Source organism: Atlanticothrix silvestris CENA357, from assembly GCF_016056295.1.
In the GTDB taxonomy this organism is placed as follows: Bacteria; Cyanobacteriota; Cyanobacteriia; order Cyanobacteriales; family Nostocaceae; genus Atlanticothrix; species Atlanticothrix silvestris.
The window spans coordinates 1-20,093 of the sequence record NZ_JAECZB010000072.1 but is presented as its reverse complement, the minus strand read 5'-3'; the positions used below and the strand labels follow the sequence as shown (position 1 = coordinate 20,093).

Sequence of the window (20,093 nt, the reverse complement as noted above, 5' to 3'; positions counted from 1 at the left end):
TATTTGGGAGAGATAAACTGTGCCACTAATCAAAATACCAAGACATTATCTTGTGTCTCAGGATGAAGATTCAATTACGGTAGATGTGCCAGAGTCAATCCTGTTACATTGGAAAAGGGATTATGAAAAAATCACTAAAGCCAAAGGTATTTTAAAGGATAAAAAAGAAGCAATACTCACTCACTTAGACACTCTTCGCCAAGAGTGGGATGAATGAAATATATTTACGATACAAATATTTTCATCTACTATCTTGCTGGTGAGCCAATAGTTGATTCATTGTTTGCAGAAGACTTTTTGAATTTACATGACATTTTAATGTCGCCGATTGTCCGTATTGAATTACTGAGTTTTTCCGGCTTATCAGAGGGTGAGGAGCAGGCTATCGAAGATTTACTTTCGCAGTTTAGCTCGGTTTCATTATCGCAAGAAATTGAAGACCAGACAATCGAGTTAAAACGACGGCACAAAATTAAGCTCCCCGATGCAATTATTGCGGCAACTGCACTAAATCAAGATGCATTTTTGGTTACAAGAAATGTCAGGGATTTTAAAGGAATTTTTGCACTCAAAGTTGAGAATCCGTTTTCAGATTAAGGAAAATTGAGTGCAGTTCTTCTTAATCAAGGTTTTCAACCCCTGATAGGCATCTTTCACGGCTGTTCCTGCGGTATCTTTAGCAGCAGCGATCGCACCAGCGCCTAAAGCAGCAATAATTATAGAAATAGGTTCCATAGTTAATCTTTAATAATTTATAGCAGTGAAAATAGTTATTTTTAATGTTTAGACTATCACAGAAAGCATACAGGCTTAAATTGTCATCAGTACTTCCCAGTCCCCAATCTCGAATTTAAAACAGGAAATTCCAAATTGCTAAATCCAAAATCTCAAAAGGTTTTTGTTACAGGGGGTACGGGTTTTGTTGGCGCTCACTTGGTACGGTTGTTATTGCAGCAGAAATACACAGTGAAAGCGCTGGTACGCCCTAGCAGCAACTTAGAAAATCTCCGTGGTTTAGAGGTGGAAGTTGTCAAAGGTAACTTAAATGACCCAAATCTCTGGCGACAGATGGTAGGTTGCCAATACCTATTTCATGTAGCAGCCCATTACTCCCTGTGGCAAACAGACCAAGAATTACTTTACCAGCACAATGTTTTAGGTACGCGCAATGTACTAGCAGCAGCCCAAAAAGCAGGGATTGAACGCACTGTTTACACTAGTTCGGTGGCGGCGATTGGGGTGGGATCATCTGGTAAAGTCGTAGATGAAACTCATCAAAGCCCTTTAGAAAAATTGGTGGGTAATTACAAAAAATCTAAGTTTCTCGCAGAACAAGAAGCCATAAAAGCCGCTGCTCAAGGTCAAGAAATAGTTGTAGTCAATCCCAGTAGCCCTATTGGATCGTTAGATATCAAACCTACTCCCACAGGTGATATTATCCTGCGGTTTTTGCGGCGACAAATGCCAGTATACTTAGATACTGGTTTAAATTTTATTGATGTGCGAGATGTAGCTTGGGGACATTTACTAGCTTTGCAACGAGGTAAATCAGGCGATCGCTATATTTTAGGTCATCAAAACCTCACCTTGAAGCAATTACTAGAGCAACTTGCTGAGATTACAGGGCTTCCAGCACCCCAACGGACTGTACCTGCTTGGTTGCCCCTCAGTGTGGCATGGATTGATGAAAAAATTCTCGCACCACTAGGAAAAATACCCTCAGTACCTTTAGATGGTGTGCGGATGGCGAAACAACCTATGTATTACGATGCCTCAAAGGCAGTACGAGAGTTGGGTTTACCCCAGTCTCCGGTGCAAGCAGCGCTCAAGGATGCTGTGGATTGGTTTGTTACTCAGGGTTATGTCAACCCCTCTGGGGAATTAAAAATTAAAAATTAAAAATTAAAAATCAAAGACCCCACAGATAATCTTGGGGTTGAAAACGTGGTGTTTTGATCAATAGAGGAGTGATTGGAAAATGGCAGTTAATCTACAACAAGCTATGGATATTGGGAAGTATCTTGTTACTCAGCGTTTCTTAGGACGCAAACGCTTCCCATTAGTATTGATGCTAGAACCGCTTTTTAGATGTAATTTAGCTTGTACTGGTTGTGGTAAAATCCAGCATCCAACGGAGATACTAAAGCAAAACCTCACCCCAGAACAGTGCTTTGCCGCAGTGGAAGAGTGTGGCGCACCTGTTGTTTCAATTCCTGGTGGAGAACCACTACTACATCCCCAAATTGATCAGATTGTGCAGGGATTAGTTGAGCGCAAGAAGTATGTTTATTTGTGTACCAATGGTTTGTTATTAGAAAAAAGCTTAGATAAGTTTCAACCTTCACCTTATCTGACTTTTAGTGTCCACCTTGATGGAATGCGAGAGTGGCACGATAAATGTGTAGATCGCAAAGGTGTTTTTGATGTTGCTGTGCAAGCAATTCGCGCTGCTAAAGCCAAAGGCTTTCGAGTCACTACTAACACTACTATTTTTGAAGGTTGCGATCGCCAAGAAATGCAGGAGTTTTTTGACTTTCTAGGAACATTGAATATCGATGGAATGATGATTTCTCCTGGTTACAGCTATGAATGGGCACCAGATCAAGATCATTTTCTCCAACGCGAACAAACACGCGCCCTCTTTCGGGAAATTCTCTCTCCCTATAAAGCTGGCACAAAAAACTGGAACTTCAATCACAATCCCCTATTTCTAGATTTTCTTACTGGTGAAAAGGACTACGAATGTACCCCTTGGGGTAGCCCTAGTTATAGTGTTCTCGGTTGGCAAAAACCTTGCTATCTATTAAATGAAGGTTATTACAGTACCTTTAAAGAATTATTAGCAGAAACTGACTGGAGTCAATACGGCCGCGCCAGTGGTAATCCTAAATGTGCTGATTGCATGGTTCACTGTGGTTACGAACCAACAGCAGCAATGGATGCGATGCAACCGCAAAATATGGCGCGTGCCCTTGGTAGTGTGTTTGGAAAGAATTAGGGCGTTGCTGAATCATGGGATGAAATTGGATTTATTAGAATCTCAAACTCGTTATCCTCTCTGCGTCTCTGCGCCTCTGCGTGAGGTAAATCATCCCGCATTTATGCAACGCCAGAATTAGGAGTTATCCCAATTCTTTTTCAATCTAAATTTAGGTGATTTCGCACTGCAAAACGCATCTCATCGACAGGCACTATTTCTCGTTGCAACCAGATTTTTAAGGCTGTAACTCCTTGTTGCACGAGCATTTCTAAGCCATCGATCGCAATTGCACCGTGTTTTTCTGCTAACTGAAGAAATTGCGTCGGCTGAGGAATGTATATCAAATCATAAGCGATCGCACTTGGTGGCAAGTTTTTAATTTCATCTGCACTCAAAGGTGACTCATCCACTTTGGGATACATCCCGATAGGGGTTGTGTTTACCAATAAATCTGTTTGAGGAATCAGTTTTCCTAGTTCATCCCATGTACCAACTTGCAAATTCTCTTCTATAGGGGAATTGCTCCAACTATTGCAGAATGCTTGTAATTTCTGTACATTGCGCCCCAACACATAAATTTTGGCAAAACCTAGTTGGTGACAACCTGCGACAACAGCCCTAGCTGCACCACCATTGCCTAAAATTACCGCCGTTTTATGACTCCAATCTTGTTTATAGGTTGTTTGCAGAGGAGCGATAAATCCCTCTATATCTGTGTTTGTCCCTATCCATCTATTATCTTGACGGCTCACAGTATTAACTGCGCCTATGGCTTGGGCAATAGGTGTAATTTCTGAAAGTAGGGGCATAATTGCCTGTTTGTGAGGTATTGTAACGCTAAAACCGACAACCCCAACAGCGGCGAAACCTGCGATCGCTACTTCTAAATTTCCTGGTGCTATAGGAAAGGGAAGATAAATATAATCTAATCCCAACTTGGCGATCGCTGCATTATGCATCACCGGCGACAGCGAATGTTCCACCGGATGTCCAATTACTCCTAAAAGTTTCGTTTTGCCTGTAATCATAATTTTGTCAGTTGTCAGTTGTCAGTGGTCAGTGGTCAGTGGTCAGTTGTTAGTTGTTATTCTCCTCTGCTTCCTCTGTTTCCCCTGCTCCCTCACATCCCCTTGCCCTAGCCTACAATTATTAGAAGTGACTTAACATTTCTTTATATCATGCAGGCAACTAAAGTCTCTTCTACAACTCCAATTCCTGGTCAATACTGGCAGTGGCGAGGGCATAAGATTTACTATGTCCGTGCAGGAGAGAAACAACCGCAACGTCCACCCTTACTATTGGTGCATGGGTTTGGTGCTTCTACTGACCACTGGCGCAAGAATATCATAGGACTGTGCCCAGATTTTGAAGTATTTGCGATCGATCTTTTGGGATTTGGGCGTTCAGCAAAACCGAAATTGCAGTATGGCGGTGACTTATGGCGCGACCAACTGAATGATTTTATCAGTGAAGTAATTGGTCAAAAAGCCGTATTAGCAGGTAACTCTCTGGGTGGTTATGCTTGCTTGTGTGTTGCTGCACAACGTCCTGATAGTGCAGCTGGTTTAGTATTGCTCAATAGTGCAGGCCCTTTTAACCAAATTCAGTCTACATCTGAACCGGAAGCTTTACAAACCCAAATTCAGCCACCCAAACAATCTTCCTCTTTACAGAAACTCTTAGGTGACTCTGTAAAGTGGATGTTTCAACAACCTTTAGCTCAATTTCTCTTATTTCAATACGTGCGGCAACGTTGGGTAATTCGCCAAACCCTAGAAAAAGTTTATCTAGATAAAAGCGCAATTACAGACCAATTAATAGAAGAAATTTCTCGCCCTGCTTATGATACTGGGGCGCTGGATGTGTTTGTTTCAGTGTTTAGCACTCCCCAAGGGGAAAAAGTGGATGTGCTATTGAAGCAGTTAACTTGTTCTTTGTTGCTGTTATGGGGAGAAGCTGACCCTTGGATGAATGCTAGAGAACGTTCTCAAAAGTTTCGTCAATATTATCCTGAACTTACAGAACATTTTCTCAAGGCGGGTCATTGTCCCCATGACGAAGTACCCAATCAGGTAAACCCTCTTTTACGCGATTGGGCTTTGTCTATTCCCCATTCAGGGACTTCTAATTAAAAAAACTATTTTGTAGTGTGCGTTACGGCATTTTGCCTAACGCCCTGCAATAGATGAAATTAAAATGAAAAATAAGGAAATAAATTCATCGAGCCTTTGATAGTAACTTCTCTATGAGAATATAGCCAATATTTTAGTCATTAAATTAATCTTATGTTTATTTTCATAGTTTAGATTAGCAATAAAAACAAGATAGACGTATTGACAAATACAGTAGTAACTAATCAAGGATGAGAAAATAATCAAGTTGTGAATGCAACTAAGTATTGGGTGCAAAATGTGGATGCGATCGCTAATTAAATTTGTCGAAAAAAAATCGAGAACTTCGCGAGGTTAACCGCGCATTTACACACAAACTTATCAGGTAATTAAAATGGCTTATGATTCGGAAGATGTAGAAAAAATACTGCAAATAGCCCTTACTCGTAAACAAGAAGGTGAATTTTCACGAGAACAGCTTCTAGAAATGGCATCTGAGTTAGGCATTTCTGCTAGTACTTTGGAAAAAACTGAACAAAAGTGGTTAATGGAACAAAAAGAAGAACGTTCACGGCGCAGATTAAATACTTCCCGACGCAGAGGCTTCTGGGGACACTTGGTTGCCTACCTAGCAGTGAATTTATTCCTAATTCTGTTGAATTTAATAACTAGTCCTGGTTATTTTTGGGCTATCTTCCCACTATTGGGATGGGGATTAGGACTATTTTTTCATTGGTGGAATGTTTATCAGACTAATACAGAAAAATAGGAAATAGCTTTTGAGAAATGGTGCGCTCAAGCTTAACTTCTTTCTACTTTGATCAACTACCGTTTTTGTAGTGGCGTGGCGCGACTAAATTTGTACATGAACAAAAATTTTAAGTGTGCCATTAGGTCATGATCTAGAGGTGATTGAGATTCGGTGACAGCGTTATCCATCACCTCTGGCTTAATATATTGGCTTTTTGATTATGTCGGCATAGCAGGAAAGTAGTACTAATCGCGCCCATAGCCACCAGCGCTGCAAAATTTCCCGGTTCCGGTACAGACGCAGGTGTTTGGAAGGAGCCTTCAATTAAAGCCTGACCTATCAACGGAGCAGTTGGGTCTGGACTAATGGTGTAATTTTCGGTAAGGGTTAGTGTCCCAGTAGCAGCGCTAAATCTACCTGTACCACCAGTAATATTCAGAATAGCAAAAGCTGATGCTGTCAGATTTTCGAGGTTAATTGTAGCAGTAGTGGTACTGTTTCCAATCAAACTATTATCACTTTCGTTGCTATAAAGCCTGTCACCGAACACTGGTAAACCTTCTAAACCAAACACTGCTGCGTCTGGAACGATTGTAGACACACCAGTAGTAGGATCGAGCCGAGAGTAACCCATGCTTGATAATTGAGTCAAGCTATATGGAGCATCAAGACTATTACCAACCGCCGTTACCACCGAGATGTTCGGCGCGATTTCATTCAACCTAATTTCTAGATTGTAGATAGCTTCAAATTCATAATTAGTTTGCGCGATTGCTTTTGTAGTATCTAAGCCTAAACTTGCTAGCGAAAGAACTACGGGAACAAACCATACACTGTTTGAACGCAGCATTAATTTACTTCATTTTAAGGTTAATTTTTAGGTAAAAAAGTCTTACCTTTGTGCTTGTTGAAAACAGCATACAGCACATTGAATTGCGGCTGCAATAAAAAAGTTTGTTGATATGCTTGATCTATCTTTAGATATTTTTGTTAAGTCAGGTTTAACTCATTCAACAAACCTCTGATGATCATCAAAGACGTGTGTAATTAAATCTAGAAATTTATGAGGATGTTAAGTAATTGTCTAAAAATCATTGAGCATCACTCTACAAGTCGGGGAAACCGACTTGTAGCAACTGTCGTCTTCCTACCCTTCGGGTGAATCCTACGGATACGCTGCGCGATCGCCCACGTCCACCGGAGTGGCTCACCTCCTGCTATATATTGCGTTTGTTTAAACTTCACTACGATGAGCTATCACCGCATAAAATGGATCTCCTCCGGCTGCACCCAACCACTGCAAAAAGTTAGGTGCTGTGGACTTATGGACAATGGCTTCTGGGGTAGTAAATCCTGGTATTGAAGTGAAGTAGTTTTTAACTAATTCCACCCTAGTAGCTTCTGAAGCATCCCGCCAAGCTTGAATTGCTTTTTGAAAAAACATGCGGTTAGAAAAGCTGATAATAGCTATACCACCGGGTTTGAGAATGCGATAAATTTCAGAAAAGACTGCCTCTGGATATTGGATATATTGCACTGAAACGCAATTGAGGACAGCATCAAAATCTTGATCCCGAAAGGGTAACTGCGGATTTTCGTTGATATTTTGTACAAAGTAATGATCTAAGCGGGGATTACGTGAGAGTTCTTCAGCGTTAAGTCCATGTCCCTCAACATGGGCAAATTGCATTTCTTCTGGTAAATGCGATACCCAGCTACCCATCATATCTAGTATGCGCGTGTTGGGTTGCAGGCGATCGCGATATAAATCTGTCAGCTGTTGAATAAATCCTTCATCGACATGGGTGACGAAGCGTGGATAGGCATAAAATAGCTTGTCGTCTGCGTCATCTAATTTTTGACGTTGATTCGGTTTTAGCATCATAAATCTCTGTTTTGCAGGTCTTTTTTACCAAAAGTGGTGCAACTTCAGGTATTATTTGGAGCAAGTATATGTAACATATTTTAATAACAAAAAGGCTCCTAAACGAGGCCAGTCAACAGCATTCTTTTTGCATCAATATCAATGTTGTATAGATTACATTCTTTGCGGCCTATCTGGCGGCAAATATATTTATCCTCTGTATTTCCTTATATCAGTTTGTTGATTTGGATACTCCCGTTATTGCTATTCAGTTCTGGACAGAATAGCTTGATGGCACACGATGAAGGGCTGTACGCTTGGCGGGCGCGCCAAATGTTCGACTCTGGCGACTGGATAGCTCCTTGGGATAATGTTCATCATAAAACCCCTGGCCCTTATTGGTTAATTGCTATTTCCTACACGCTATTTGGTATTAGTGAATTAAGTACGCGAATTATTAGCATGATTGCTGGCATTTTCAGCCTATTACTGGTATATGAAATCGGCAAAATTATGCTAGGTAAAAAGTTAGCTTGGCTAGCTGTGGCGATTTTGAGTGTAGAATTTCTCTGGCTGCAATATTGTCGCTTAGGCACACCTGACGTGCCAATGATTTTTTTGGTACTTTTAGCTATTTGGTCTTTGTTCAAAGCTGAATTGCATTTTAAATATCGCTATTTTTGGAGTTTGATTGCTGGTTTAAGTTTGGGTTTAGGCTTTTTAGTCAGAAGTTTTATGATTTTCTTGCCGATGATGGCTTTATTACCTTATTTAATTGGTGAACATCGCCGTCATCGTCATCTTGCTAACCCCATGTTGTATTTAGGGTTTGTCATCGGCTTAATTCCTACTTTGGGTTGGCTGTGGTTCAGTTGGCTACGCTATGGAAACGCTAGTTTTGCAGAATTATTTAGGTTTGTTTTTCAATTAGGTACTCATGAACGTGGTGGCAATGGAATAATATTCTATTTCTGGAATGTGCCAGCCAAAGCTTTTCCTTGGTCTTTTTTGAGTCTTTTAGGTTTAATTTTAGTATTTCGCCGTCCCATTCCTCGCTACCATCTGATATTAGTGGGCTTTCCGCTGGTGCTATTTGCTGAACTGAGTATTTTCTCTACTCGTCTATCTCACTATAGTCTTAGTCTTTATCCGTTTATCGCTTTTTTGGCAGCGGTTGGTTTAGATTGGTTGAGCAAAATCTATCAAAGAGGCTTGACAAAAAATATTCCCCGTAACCTCAGTTATGCTTCTGGTGCATTAGGTATTTTACTTATGCTTGCGGGTATAGTCATTTTGGCGTGGGGTAATGCCAATATGCGTCACTATGCAATTCTGGGCTTGGTTGTGGGATTGAGTTGGTTAATTTTACCTTTGATATGGATTGCTCGTTACCAGTTTGGTATGAAGTTTCTCACAGCAAGATACTGGGTGGCTGGTTGGCTAATTCCCTGCTGGCTGGCTTTGGCTATGACTGGTAGTCTCGGCTTGTTAGGTAACTATAATCCTGATGTTAAGGCATTTATTCAAAAACCTGCGATCGCCTCAATTCTGCAAAATCATCCTATCTACTTTGTGCAAGTCGGTGGAAAAACTGCTGTATTACTTAATTTTTACACTCCCGTACATGGCACAAAAGTAGACTCCATTTCTCAAGTTCCTGTCTTGAACTACGCTTGGATTTCTCCAAAACAGGTGGCTAAATTATCCATACCTCACCGTGTTCTTGGGAGTGTACAGAAACATCAATTGATTCAAGTTATCCCATAAATCGCCGTCTTTACAAGAATCTATCCTTCGTAGAGACGGCGACTTCTCGCGTCTGGTGCCTTAACTAAAACAACTGGTCAAATGTAAATAAAAGTTACAAAAAGCGTAATCAGCAGTTAATCTTAAGTATTTAATCACAAATCACAAAAATAATTACCGGAATTTCTGGAAAAGCTCCTGTTTAACTTTTGAATCACAATATTAGGTTCTTAGCAGTTAGCTTATTTTATATTTCCAGAAAATATTCCGATTTTATTTAACGTGAGTTCGACGGTTGAAAAAACCTTGCTTCCAAACCTCTCCCCTGCAAGGATAAGCCACTGTGTTGGGCGGCTTTACCGACTTAAAGTATATGGCATCAGAGGCTTTAAAACCTTAATTTTTCTTCGTGGTTTAAGCTATTTAAGCCCCTCTCCGCGTCGGAGAGGGGTTGGGGTGAGGTTCATCGAATTCACATTTTATTTAATGTCACTGTGGTGTTTTCTGTAGTGAAAATACCGTCATTTTTTGCTGTCGCTAAATCAGGATAATCATGAGTTTAAAACTGAAATTCCAACCAGTATCTTTTAGTTGGGTTGCTTTGCATCCCCAACCTAAAGGAGTAATTCAATTCATTGGCGGGGCTTTTTTTGGTACATTTGGCCCAATGTTTTTTTATCGCTATCTACTCGAATGTTTATTCAAGCAAGGCTATACAATCATTCTTTTGCCATTTAACTTTACTTTTGACCATTATACAGAGGCGAGTTTTCTCATTAGAGAACAGTATAAACTCATCCCAGAATTAGTAAGGATGGCAGAATTAGCAGGTTATGAATTTAAAACTTACCTTGATGATTCTAACTTTTCTTGGATAGGTCATAGTATTGGTTGTAAATATATTGCACTTTTAGAAGCTTTCAGCGCGTTGCCTAAAAAACGCAACGAACTAGAAGCCTTTATTCGTGAAATAGTCAAAAAAACATCAGGTAGTTTATCTCCAGAAAAACAAGATAAAAAAGTTCAAAGCATTGTCAACGATCTAGAAAATCTCATTAATGGCCTTGAAGATAAACGTTCAGAGGCGAAAAGATTAACTTCTTATTATGTCAATCAATATGTAGCAAAACGTTCAATTTATTTTGATGATTTAGAGGTAAAAATTACCAGCATTTTTATTAAAAACCAAGCATCTCTACTATTAGCACCAGTTAATACTGGGCTTGACAGCGCCATTAAACCTAAGACCTTGGCAGATTTTCTTAGCCGTCTTGGTTTTAACGTCAAACCAACCCCTGAAGAGACTTATGCTTTAATCAAAAACAGTAATTTATTTAATTTGCTTGGCTTGGTTTATTTCTCTTTAGATAACATAGGCAAATCTACACGGGAATGGTTCTTCAATCATTTGAAAAAACCTCCAGAAGATTTCAGAGCAAAACTTAAGGGCGGACATTTAAGACCTCTGGGATTACGTCTAGGTAATTTCGTTCTCAATTTTCCAGATACTTTTTCTGTCCCTTTCATTCAATCAGTCAATCAAAGAAACGCAGAATTTGAAATTTACATACTTCAGTTGCTCGATTATCTAGAACAAAAGCATCAAGACATTAAAAAATAATTTCAATTACCTATCAATATTTATCCTGGCTTGCTTTGGCATTATTAGGATACTGAAAGCTGAAAATGAAATAATTGCCGAGATGATCTTTGAAAGATTACCCTCCGGGGTACTACATGTAACTGATGAAGTTGCTTACACTGAAAAATAGATAAAACAATTTTAATTAAGTGAGGTATTTAACATGAATTCAGCTATTATTTCATCATTTGAGCTTTTGGTTAAACCAATTGCTCCTCCTGATGCTCCAGTTAATCGTCGAGCTATTCAAGCTTATTTTTTATTCATCTCCAACCTGAATGATGCTTCTGAACCTACAGTGACGCTATCACTTAAGTTCACTGCTAATGGTATGCCTTTAGTAACTGATAAGCTCGTTACTATCTTTGATGCTGGATTAGGCAATAACTTTGGTACATTAAACCCCGATGGAACAACAGAAGATTATCTTCTTCCATCTGGTTATACCGGACTGTTTCTCCTACAGCCTAAAAATCTTGCGCCGGATGCACCAGATTTGGAAATTCGGGGCGTAGCAGAAATTTCTTTGCTTCCCGGTTCTGAAGCAAATTCAGCAAACTTGCTTTTAACTCCGCAACAAAGAGGTACGTTTTTACCTGTCCAACCAGGAACGGAAGACTTTGATCAGCAGGCTTATACGTTACCAACTCCCGACGGAAAATATATGTTTGAACTGACTAAATAGCAAGGCGGTACATTCAACAATGATGTGACATGAACACAAGTTTTATATGTGTTAAATGTGACAAATTTTATCTATTTATTATGGAGAAAGGTCTCGTCACTTTTCTCTTTTTCTCATAGTAATTTTCTATTGGCGGTATGAATAACTCTTTATTTCACCGCCAACTTTCTGCAAGATACAAAATTTTAAATCCGTCTGTCTTGCCAAGATGAGGCAATTTAGCTAGGATAAATATTACGTATGCTAAATAATTAATTAAATGATTGCTCAATCAGATCATTCATCAGGTTTAGAGTCGTGGCAGCAAACTTTAGCACCATACAATTTGGGCTACAGAATCAAATTGCTATCGCAACTACTCACGCGCAAGTTTACAGAAAAGCTAGAACCGTTTGGATTAACGCCATTTCACTGGCTGGTATTATGTTGTCTGTGGCAAGAAGATGGTTTACCAACTTCTAGTATTGGAGACAAACTCCAGCAAGTGGGAGGAACTTTAACAGGGGTTTTAGATCGGATGGAAGAACGGGGTTTGGTACGTCGAGAACGCGATTCTCACGATCGCCGCATCTGGCGAATATGGCTAACTGATGCCGGTAAAGAACTAGAAGCAGTTTTGCCCCCAATTGCCGCCCAAATGCGCGATGCCGCCATGCATGGTATTTCTGGCGCTGACCGTGAACTATTTTCACAAATTCTCAATCGGGCGATCGCTAACCTTTCCTAAGACTATGCCATAATCACCCCATTGGGTGAAGTACTATTGAAATCTTTTTGTAAGAATACTACGCACACAAAATAAACGTCATAAAAAAGATTATAAGCGGATATTATTTACTCTATTAATTTTTTAATAATGAAATGGGGATGTCTGCAAAAAAGTGGCTATAGAAGTTAAGTAATACCAAATTACCTTGAAAAAAATTCTGGTGTTGTAATATTTTTCTCCACCTAGGTAGAGGGGTTACAGCTACTTCGAGATGATATTTATAAAAGCATTATTGGTGGAAAAAACCTGATATGAATAGACAAGCCACCCAAAGAAATTCGTTACTACCGGCATTAAGATCAAGAAACTACCAGTTGTTTTTTGCCGGACAAGGTATTTCCCTCATCGGGACATGGATGACACAACTAGCTACAATTTGGTTAGTATATAGCCTGACAAATTCCCCATTCATGCTGGGTGTTGTGGGATTTACCAGTCAAATTCCTAGCTTCTTTTTAGCTCCTTTCGGCGGAGTATTTGTAGATCGCTTTTCTCGATATCGTACCTTAATTGGCACGCAAATATTAGCGATGATTCAGTCGTTAACCTTGGCTGTGCTGGCGCTGAGTGGAATCATTCAAATTTGGCACATCATAGCTTTAAGCTTGTTTCAAGGATTTATTAACGCTGTGGATGCACCAGCACGGCAAGCATTTGTGCCAGAATTAATTGAACGCAGAGAAGATTTAGCTAATGCGATCGCTATCAACTCTACCATGATTAATGGGGCGCGATTAATTGGGCCAGCTGTCGGGGGTTTGCTAATTGCTAGTGTGGGAACTGCTTACTGTTTTTTAATTGACGGTTTGAGTTACATTGCTGTAATTGCTGCTTTATTAGCGATGAAAATTAAACCCTGGAAATTTACAGTAACTCAGGGTAGTCCCTTGCAAAAAGTCAAAGAAGGGTTTGTGTATGCCTTTAGCTTCCCACCAATTAGATCTATATTATTGCTATCAGCTTTAGTGAGTTTAATGGGGCTGCAAAACACTATTCTTGTACCAGTTATTGCAGAAGAAACCCTCAAAGGAGGTGCAGAAACTCTAGGGTTTTTAATGGCAGCATCAGGAGTTGGAGCTTTATCAGGGGGGATTTATCTAGCTACACGGCAAACAATCTTAGGAATTGGTAAGTTGATTAGTTTAGCACCAGCTATTTTAGGAATTGGTTTAATTGCCTTTGCATCATCTCGGTTTTTACCTATTTCTTTGTTTACCATGCTGTTTGTTGGTTTAGGAACAATTCTCCAAATTGCTGCTAGTAACACCTTTTTACAAACAATTGTTGAAGAAGATAAACGCGGAAGATTGATGAGCTTATATACAATGTCATTTTTAGGAATGATACCCCTAGGTAATTTATTAGGGGGTGTATTAGCAAGTCATATTGGGGCTGCTAATACTTTAATTATTGATGGGGTAGTCTGTATTATAGGCTCTATAATTTTTAGCAGACATTTGCCTAATTTAAAAGAAATGGTTATACCAATTTATGAACAAAAAGGAATATTAATTAGTCAGAAAAAATAAAATAAATTATTATTTAATAGAGAAGAAAAACAATTTACTCAATTTTTAAACTTTTTAATAAATGTTGATTTTTATAACATGTCGGTAAAGTCTTAAGTTTAGGTAGCGGGTATGGAGAACAAGGAAAAAGAGAGATTTCTTCCTTATTTTTCATCCATACCCAAAAGGACTGAAAAAGCAGCGCATACAAGTTTCCTCGTCTTGCTGCAAAATCTCTATTCCAACTTACTTAAAACCATACTGACATCAACGGCTAACTTTTGGCCCAACCTCAGCAAATGATCGCACTGATTACTATCTTCTGCATTGGCAAGACTAGTTAGACACAAAGGCATAATTTGACTATGCAGACAACTGAAGTAGAGTTCTTGGGATCGTTCTAGGGAAATGCCAAGATTTAGCTGATATCCAACATCAATTAATCGCTCAAATAGTTGGATATCTGTATTAAAACTACCATTAGCATCGTGCAACAATTGCCAAAGCGATCGCGCAATTAATTGTTCTAACATTTGCTTGGCTTCGGGGACATTCAGCCGACAACGCAGATGTTTAGCTTCGGTGGCGATCGCTTCTAATTCTACAATGTGATTCCAACACAGTTGAGGTTCAGTGATGTCTTGCTCTAGCGATCGCAATGTCATCATACAGCGATAACCTAAAGCAATTTCCGCTGCCACTTGCAACTCTTGTGGTACTTCTAGTCCATCACGGTGGAACGCCATCAATACGCCATAATTTTCCCGGTACGCCTGGGTATATAGTTGATCTAATCGTGTCAGGGTTTCCTGACTAATTAACCGCATAATTCGATGACGTTCTTCAGTAAAGAGATTCTGCAAACTATAAGCCTCTTCTCCAAAGAGCTGCGTCATCACTAAAATAGAGTGAGCTGCACTCGCTTGTTGTAGCGCCCCAAACAGCTTTTCTTTCAATTGACTGTAGTCACGCCGTCCAGTAAATGGTTGAATGCAACAGTGAAAATCCCAGCCTCCCAAATGGAGAACGGCAAACACTAAATGTTCGCTTTCCCAGGTAATTTCTGACACCAATTTCAAGTGCCCTATAACCAAAGTTAGCGATCCCATCCGTTGTAGCTGGTAATCTAACTCATTGGCAGTGTAGCAATAAACTCGCTTTTGATAAGGATGGAGATTTTTACTCGCAGCATTTTCTCCAGAGATGAAATTGCGCGTTTCTGTGGGTTGGTGATTACTGAATAGTGAAGTAATCGCATAATGGGCTGCAACTTGTTTAAAACCCACCTGAGCAGTTAGCACCAATTGTCGATAAATTTCCGCACCATGCTTGAAACTATCAACATTACTAGGCGCTAAACCCAGACGTTTGAGGAAGCCTTTTTCCAATTGCACACCCGCCACATCTCCTGCTAGTTCCAAAGCACGGGATGCGTAACGGAGAATCTGCGTTCCCTCTGGACGAGAAATTTCTTCAAAAAACCATCCACAACTAGTAAACATCAGCAAAGCATGACGCTGCATTTCTAGTAGACGTAAAGCGTCTACTTGTTCGGCTGCTGTGAGTTTGTGGGTTTGATGGCTAGAAAGGAAACGGCTGACATTGGCAGGAGAGCGATCGCGCATGACTAGAATATATTCATCTCGTGCTTGCCAGGGATCGCGGAAAATCTGTTTGCCACATTCCTCATATACTTCTGTGATCTGATCCCGCAACCAGTTTAAAGCATTTCGCAGAGGTCGCCGCCATTTTTGATGCCAAACACCGCCTTCACCACCGCAACCACAGTCATCTTGCCATCTATCTACACCGTGGGCACAACTCCAAGCTGTAACTGACTTTAATTCGACTTCCCAAGTGGGAGGATTAAGGCTGAGGTAGTGGGCAAAGTTTGTCACTGTCCAACCATGTTGGGGAAACTCATTGACAAAAGCGTAGGCTAAAGTTTTTTCAGTTCCCTTCTTGTGGTGTCCAAAGGTTTCTCCATCTGTCGCCACAGAAATCAATTGTGCCGGACGATGATCCCCACGCACAGCTGAACCAATGCGTCCGGCAAAGTGATGAGAATTATAAACGACATCACTAAAACCCATGTCCCGCGAGATCGGGCCATCGTAGAAGAAGATATCGATGTAAGGACGGGAATCTTCATTGCCCCCACTCCCTTCCTTGATTGTGCTGAGGGGTGAAGTTGAATTGCTAAGCGTAGGCTTTAAATAACAGCGATAAGGACGTGTAGGATCAATTTGACTACCGCCAACTTCATGCCATTCTGGCTGGGGGTGATCTTGGGTGGGTAAGGGACGGCAACGCTGGGCTTGAGATGGTGCAAGGATAATAAAGCGAATACCTTCAGCAACAAGAGCTTCTAGAGTGGCATAGTCAACGCCGGCTTCTGCTAACCACATACCTTCGGGATCACGACCAAAGCGGGAACGGAAGTCTTCTTTACCCCAGCGAATTTGGGTGTATTTATCACGCTCATTAGCCAGGGGCATGATGATGTGATTGTATACTTGCGCGATCGCATTGCCGTGACCTTGCAAGCGCTGACAACTCTTGGTATCTGCCTCGATAATCCGCTGATAAACTTCCATGTCGTGGCGCTCTAGCCATGACATCAGCGTTGGCCCAATATTAAAGCTGAAATACTCATAATTATTTACGATCCTCACAACTTCACCTCGGTCGTTTAAGACTCTGGCAAAGGCATTTGGGCGATAACATTCCCAGTGGATGCGTTCATTCCAATCATGGAAAGGTGCAGCACTTGGTTGGCGCTCAATCGCGTCCAGATAAGGATTTTCCCGTGGTGGCTGGTAAAAGTGCCCATGTACCGTTACATAAACACCAGTTGCCTTGCTCAGGGGATCGCCTTGGTGAGTATCTTTATCAGTTAAATTTGATGTGAATGTTGAGCCAGAATTAGCTGGCATTTCAGCAGCAGAAGTCATGTATATTTATCCAAAACAAAAAACTTACATTTGCGCCGAAAACATTGTGTTTAAACCTTCCTACAGAGGTTTGAACACAAATTCCGGTATATATGAAAACTATGGGTATAGAATACAGTTAAATCTCCGAGAAAGCTTTCTTACTAAAGTGGGAAATCTGCGTTATCGCACAGCATTTTCCTACAGACTCGAAATAATCAGCCATTGAATAACGCCTCAATTAGGGGTTTTCTCGTTGGCAGTGCCAATAAAAAATTTAATTGTCTTTTAATACATTAAACCCCATTGTTGATGTAACATTTCAGCTAAAGTTGATAGTTTTGCTAAGAAAGATTGCAAAAGCTCCATAAATTGCAATCTTATTTTACATATCTCGTGCCAGTCTAGGAACAGTGTAATCTCTGAAAGGATTCGTGGACAGTTGAGAGTATCCTAGAATCTGGTTATAAACCCCTCAAACATCTTGATTGATCACAGACATCTGTGAATGGTACTCTCAGATTAAGGTAGCAAATGTCCGGTAAAAATGCTCTTTTTCTAGTTTTCTTACTGTTTATCCCAGTTTCCTTAGTAGCCCACTTTCTGGAGTGGGGAGACTTAGTAGTTTTTATCACAGCTGGTTTAGCAATTCTGCCCTTAGCAGCTTGGATGGGTACAGCCACAGAAGAAATTGCTGTCGTGGTTGGCCCAACATTGGGGGGATTGTTAAACGCCACCTTTGGCAATGCGACAGAATTGATTATAGCTTTAATCGCCCTCAATGCTGGGCTGGTGAATGTCGTCAAAGCCAGCATCACGGGATCAATTATCAGTAACTTATTGCTGGTGATGGGTTTTTCAATGCTGTTAGGTGGACTACGTTATAAAGAACAGACATTTCAGTCGATTGTGGCGCGGGTGAATGCTTCATCGATGAATTTGGCGGTAATTGCCATGTTGCTACCAACGGCGATGAATTACACCTCCATTGGAATTAACGAAAAAACCCTGCAAGATTTATCTCTTGCCGTTGCAGTCGTGTTAATTTTGGTCTACGCTCTCACACTGCTATTCTCAATGAAAACTCACGCCTATCTGTATGATTTGGGTATAGCAGAAATTGAAGCAGAAGAACCCCCTCATACCAAGCCCAACATTTGGCTGTGGGGTGGTGTACTGCTAGCATGTACTCTATTAGTGGCACTAGAGTCAGAATTATTGGTCGATACTTTAGAAGTGGCGACATCCCAGCTAGGTTTAACATCGTTATTTACAGGGGTAATTTTAGTTCCCATCGTCGGTAACGCCGCTGAACATGCTACAGCCGTTACTGTAGCCATGAAAGATAAAATGGATCTTTCTGTATCTGTAGCTGTGGGATCAAGTTTGCAAATAGCTTTATTTGTTGCTCCCGTTTTAGTGATCGCAGGGTGGATAATGGGTCAACCGATGGATTTAGATTTTAATCCTTTTGAATTAGTGGCTGTGGCTGTATCGGTATTGATTGCCAACAGCATTAGTTCAGATGGGAAGTCCAATTGGTTAGAAGGCACTTTACTATTAGCTGCATACGTAGTGTTGGGTTTTGCCTTTTACTTTCATCCAGTCATCGAAGGTATTGGGTAGTGATGGGAGCGATCGCTTTTTAGTTTAATAAAGAGCGATCGCTTTATGCTTATAGATAGAGGTAATTTTTTTACTATTTATATATATGGAATCGTGCTTAAGCAATGAAATTGGAAATATCAAAACCCTACCTATAGATATACTGCTTAGGGTAGAATAAATTTTTTCTTATCTAGAGTTTATTATTGTTGACAGGGTAAGTAAAGAAAGCAGGACAACCAGTGGATAATTTATCCACTTCTTCAGCAATCACTGAATTATTGCCATAATATTGTGGCAATTTCGTGACTTGTGGATACACACCATTCCGGAATTACGGCAATTTTTCTGTCAAAGGAAATATGGGTGTTAGTAACATCAAATGCAATGAATGATATTGTCCTGCTGATGACAGGTGTGTTGATCACAAAACAACCATCTCCGTCCAATTTACTTAAGCAGCCTGTGATTCAGCTAGACAATGGCGTACAAAAGTCTACAAGGAATCATTTATATAAGTTAGTTTCAACTTCCAAGATTGCACCACCTGAATTTATACAGTTAGCTGAGATTTCCCCAGTCACTCGATTAGCCCCCAAGCCTGAGCATCAAAAAACTCTGATGAGTAAGACAGATAAAAATCTTGTCAAAGACTTATATAGCTTGGCTGAGTTCCAGCATTTCCAGGCTGTTAGGGTGAAGTTTCCTGGTGAACAACCCCTAATAGCTAAACAAAGCCGTGACAAGATTGTGGTTACAAAATCTCAAGGAGTACGTTTTTCTCATAAACAACGCCTAATAGCTCAACAAATTGATGACGACATTGTTGTAGCAAAATATCCTAGATTTAGTAACCCTACTGTGCCAACTCTACGTTTTAATAGTTCAGGCCTTGCTGTCAGAATATTACAACGGCTATTAATTGCTAACGGTTATGCTATTCGAGTGGATGGGGTTTTTGGTGCGCTGACAGAGAGTGCAGTTAAGGCATTTCAAAACCAGCAAAATTTAGCTGTGGATGGCATAGTAGGGCCAAGAACTTGGCATTCTTTGACAAGATAAGCTGTTACGCATTTAACTTGAAAATTTACATGAAGGCTGATGACCGATGACTGATGACTGATAACAGTTAACAGTTAACGACCGTAAAGAGTGTTTATAGAATTTAGGCGCGCATCAGCTTATACCAATTCGCAATTCGCAATTAAAGAACCTGAAGGGGTGACAAAGAAGCTACAAAGCAGACTGGATAAGAGACATAGCACGTAGACCCTTGCGAAAATAGGGTAGTTTACTGGGCTTTAAACGCATTAAATCATGAGCTAAATCAGCCCAAAACTCCATTGCACCCACCCATAATTGGCCATACAAACCAACCCAAAATGCGCTATGTCGGCGATGTAGTCGGTTTAATTCCTTCAGACGACCAATATATTTTTGTAATCCCATTTGACGAGAGTTACGACCTGCTAAAACAGCACAAGTATAGGCGATAGCAA

Annotated in this window: 18 protein-coding genes and 1 pseudogene; 13 read left to right on the top strand and 6 right to left on the bottom strand. The window is 40.4% G+C overall.

Annotated elements, in window-relative coordinates:
- Positions 1 to 19: 19 nt before the first annotated feature.
- Positions 20 to 217, top strand: coding sequence for a hypothetical protein (locus tag I8751_RS18890; RefSeq protein ID WP_214440661.1), 198 nt, complete (start codon positions 20 to 22; stop codon positions 215 to 217).
- Entirely contained in the window at positions 214 to 597 is a 384-nt protein-coding gene (locus tag I8751_RS18885) for a type II toxin-antitoxin system VapC family toxin (RefSeq protein WP_214440660.1), read from the top strand. Before I8751_RS18890 ends, I8751_RS18885 begins: the two co-directional genes overlap by 4 nt.
- Here I8751_RS18885 and I8751_RS18880 read toward each other — a convergent pair.
- Positions 589 to 735, bottom strand: coding sequence for a hypothetical protein (locus I8751_RS18880; RefSeq protein WP_214440682.1), 147 nt, complete (start codon positions 733 to 735; stop codon positions 589 to 591). The two genes, I8751_RS18885 and I8751_RS18880, sit on opposite strands and share 9 nt — an antisense overlap.
- A gap of 135 nt (positions 736 to 870) precedes the next feature.
- On the opposite strand from I8751_RS18880, the gene hpnA reads away from it, so the two are divergent.
- Both hpnA and hpnH read left to right on the top strand, forming a co-directional pair.
- Positions 871 to 1,899 carry a hopanoid-associated sugar epimerase gene (gene hpnA, locus I8751_RS18875; protein ID WP_214440659.1) on the top strand — a complete coding sequence of 343 codons (1,029 nt, stop codon included), beginning with the start codon at positions 871 to 873 and terminating at the stop codon, positions 1,897 to 1,899.
- 79 nt (positions 1,900 to 1,978) lie between these two features.
- Positions 1,979 to 2,998 (top strand): adenosyl-hopene transferase HpnH, encoded by a 1,020-nt coding sequence (gene hpnH / locus I8751_RS18870; RefSeq protein WP_214440658.1) that lies wholly within the window; start codon positions 1,979 to 1,981, stop codon positions 2,996 to 2,998.
- 140 nt (positions 2,999 to 3,138) lie between these two features.
- On the opposite strand, the gene I8751_RS18865 is transcribed toward hpnH, so the two are convergent.
- Entirely contained in the window at positions 3,139 to 4,008 is an 870-nt protein-coding gene (locus tag I8751_RS18865; RefSeq protein ID WP_214440657.1) for a shikimate dehydrogenase, read from the bottom strand.
- 150 nt (positions 4,009 to 4,158) lie between these two features.
- On the opposite strand from I8751_RS18865, the gene I8751_RS18860 reads away from it, so the two are divergent.
- Together I8751_RS18860 and I8751_RS18855 are read left to right on the top strand one after the other, a co-directional pair.
- On the top strand, positions 4,159 to 5,112 hold the full coding sequence (locus I8751_RS18860) for an alpha/beta fold hydrolase (protein WP_214440656.1): 954 nt from the start codon (positions 4,159 to 4,161) through the stop codon (positions 5,110 to 5,112).
- A gap of 373 nt (positions 5,113 to 5,485) precedes the next feature.
- Positions 5,486 to 5,860, top strand: a complete 375-nt coding sequence (locus I8751_RS18855) for a 2TM domain-containing protein (protein ID WP_214440655.1) — start codon at positions 5,486 to 5,488, stop codon at positions 5,858 to 5,860.
- 169 nt (positions 5,861 to 6,029) lie between these two features.
- Here the strand turns inward: I8751_RS18855 and I8751_RS18850 are convergent, their stop codons facing one another.
- Together I8751_RS18850 and I8751_RS18845 are read right to left on the bottom strand one after the other, a co-directional pair.
- Positions 6,030 to 6,692, bottom strand: a complete 663-nt coding sequence (locus I8751_RS18850) for a hypothetical protein (protein ID WP_214440654.1) — start codon at positions 6,690 to 6,692, stop codon at positions 6,030 to 6,032.
- Between the two features lie 384 nt (positions 6,693 to 7,076).
- The gene (locus I8751_RS18845; protein WP_214440653.1) at positions 7,077 to 7,727 is read right to left on the bottom strand and encodes a class I SAM-dependent methyltransferase; all 651 of its coding nucleotides are present in this window, start codon (positions 7,725 to 7,727) and stop codon (positions 7,077 to 7,079) included.
- A 141-nt stretch (positions 7,728 to 7,868) separates the two neighbouring features.
- On the opposite strand from I8751_RS18845, the gene I8751_RS18840 reads away from it, so the two are divergent.
- The 5 genes from I8751_RS18840 (at position 7,869) to I8751_RS18820 (ending at position 14,077) form a co-directional block, all read left to right on the top strand.
- Positions 7,869 to 9,473, top strand: a complete 1,605-nt coding sequence (locus I8751_RS18840; RefSeq protein ID WP_214440652.1) for an ArnT family glycosyltransferase — start codon at positions 7,869 to 7,871, stop codon at positions 9,471 to 9,473.
- Between the two features lie 532 nt (positions 9,474 to 10,005).
- A complete protein-coding gene (locus tag I8751_RS18835) occupies positions 10,006 to 11,073 on the top strand; it encodes a DUF1350 family protein (RefSeq protein ID WP_214440651.1) in 1,068 nt (355 codons plus the stop codon).
- 184 nt (positions 11,074 to 11,257) lie between these two features.
- A complete protein-coding gene (locus I8751_RS18830; protein ID WP_214440650.1) occupies positions 11,258 to 11,779 on the top strand; it encodes a hypothetical protein in 522 nt (173 codons plus the stop codon).
- Between the two features lie 259 nt (positions 11,780 to 12,038).
- Complete coding sequence (locus I8751_RS18825) at positions 12,039 to 12,506, top strand: MarR family winged helix-turn-helix transcriptional regulator (RefSeq protein ID WP_214440649.1); 468 nt, start codon at positions 12,039 to 12,041, stop codon at positions 12,504 to 12,506.
- 293 nt (positions 12,507 to 12,799) lie between these two features.
- Positions 12,800 to 14,077, top strand: a complete 1,278-nt coding sequence (locus I8751_RS18820; RefSeq protein ID WP_214440648.1) for an MFS transporter — start codon at positions 12,800 to 12,802, stop codon at positions 14,075 to 14,077.
- Between the two features lie 215 nt (positions 14,078 to 14,292).
- On the opposite strand, the gene I8751_RS18815 is transcribed toward I8751_RS18820, so the two are convergent.
- Positions 14,293 to 17,010 carry a DUF3536 domain-containing protein gene (locus I8751_RS18815; protein WP_214440647.1) on the bottom strand — a complete coding sequence of 906 codons (2,718 nt, stop codon included), beginning with the start codon at positions 17,008 to 17,010 and terminating at the stop codon, positions 14,293 to 14,295.
- A 513-nt stretch (positions 17,011 to 17,523) separates the two neighbouring features.
- Here I8751_RS18815 and cax point away from each other — a divergent pair.
- Both cax and I8751_RS18805 read left to right on the top strand, forming a co-directional pair.
- Positions 17,524 to 18,615: a calcium/proton exchanger gene (gene cax, locus I8751_RS18810; protein ID WP_214440646.1), complete on the top strand. Its 1,092-nt coding sequence runs from the start codon at positions 17,524 to 17,526 to the stop codon at positions 18,613 to 18,615.
- A 345-nt stretch (positions 18,616 to 18,960) separates the two neighbouring features.
- Positions 18,961 to 19,656, top strand: a complete 696-nt coding sequence (locus tag I8751_RS18805) for a peptidoglycan-binding domain-containing protein (protein ID WP_318780348.1) — start codon at positions 18,961 to 18,963, stop codon at positions 19,654 to 19,656.
- A 171-nt stretch (positions 19,657 to 19,827) separates the two neighbouring features.
- Here I8751_RS18805 and I8751_RS18800 read toward each other — a convergent pair.
- A pseudogene (locus I8751_RS18800) lies at positions 19,828 to 20,093 on the bottom strand (IS4 family transposase); the annotation flags it as partial.

What these genes read in the sequence shown, in the direction of transcription:
- I8751_RS18815 (WP_214440647.1), bottom strand. Translation starts at nt 17,010, where the DNA reads ATGACTTCTGCTGCTGAAATGCCAGCTAATTCTGGCTCAACATTCACA.
- I8751_RS18855 (WP_214440655.1), top strand. Translation starts at nt 5,486, where the DNA reads ATGGCTTATGATTCGGAAGATGTAGAAAAAATACTGCAAATAGCCCTT.
- I8751_RS18850 (WP_214440654.1), bottom strand. Translation starts at nt 6,692, where the DNA reads ATGCTGCGTTCAAACAGTGTATGGTTTGTTCCCGTAGTTCTTTCGCTA.
- I8751_RS18885 (WP_214440660.1), top strand. Translation starts at nt 214, where the DNA reads ATGAAATATATTTACGATACAAATATTTTCATCTACTATCTTGCTGGT.
- hpnH (WP_214440658.1), top strand. Translation starts at nt 1,979, where the DNA reads ATGGCAGTTAATCTACAACAAGCTATGGATATTGGGAAGTATCTTGTT.
- I8751_RS18825 (WP_214440649.1), top strand. Translation starts at nt 12,039, where the DNA reads ATGATTGCTCAATCAGATCATTCATCAGGTTTAGAGTCGTGGCAGCAA.
- I8751_RS18840 (WP_214440652.1), top strand. Translation starts at nt 7,869, where the DNA reads ATGTTGTATAGATTACATTCTTTGCGGCCTATCTGGCGGCAAATATAT.
- I8751_RS18830 (WP_214440650.1), top strand. Translation starts at nt 11,258, where the DNA reads ATGAATTCAGCTATTATTTCATCATTTGAGCTTTTGGTTAAACCAATT.
- I8751_RS18835 (WP_214440651.1), top strand. Translation starts at nt 10,006, where the DNA reads ATGAGTTTAAAACTGAAATTCCAACCAGTATCTTTTAGTTGGGTTGCT.
- I8751_RS18820 (WP_214440648.1), top strand. Translation starts at nt 12,800, where the DNA reads ATGAATAGACAAGCCACCCAAAGAAATTCGTTACTACCGGCATTAAGA.
- I8751_RS18845 (WP_214440653.1), bottom strand. Translation starts at nt 7,727, where the DNA reads ATGATGCTAAAACCGAATCAACGTCAAAAATTAGATGACGCAGACGAC.
- I8751_RS18860 (WP_214440656.1), top strand. Translation starts at nt 4,159, where the DNA reads ATGCAGGCAACTAAAGTCTCTTCTACAACTCCAATTCCTGGTCAATAC.
- I8751_RS18865 (WP_214440657.1), bottom strand. Translation starts at nt 4,008, where the DNA reads ATGATTACAGGCAAAACGAAACTTTTAGGAGTAATTGGACATCCGGTG.
- I8751_RS18880 (WP_214440682.1), bottom strand. Translation starts at nt 735, where the DNA reads ATGGAACCTATTTCTATAATTATTGCTGCTTTAGGCGCTGGTGCGATC.
- cax (WP_214440646.1), top strand. Translation starts at nt 17,524, where the DNA reads ATGTCCGGTAAAAATGCTCTTTTTCTAGTTTTCTTACTGTTTATCCCA.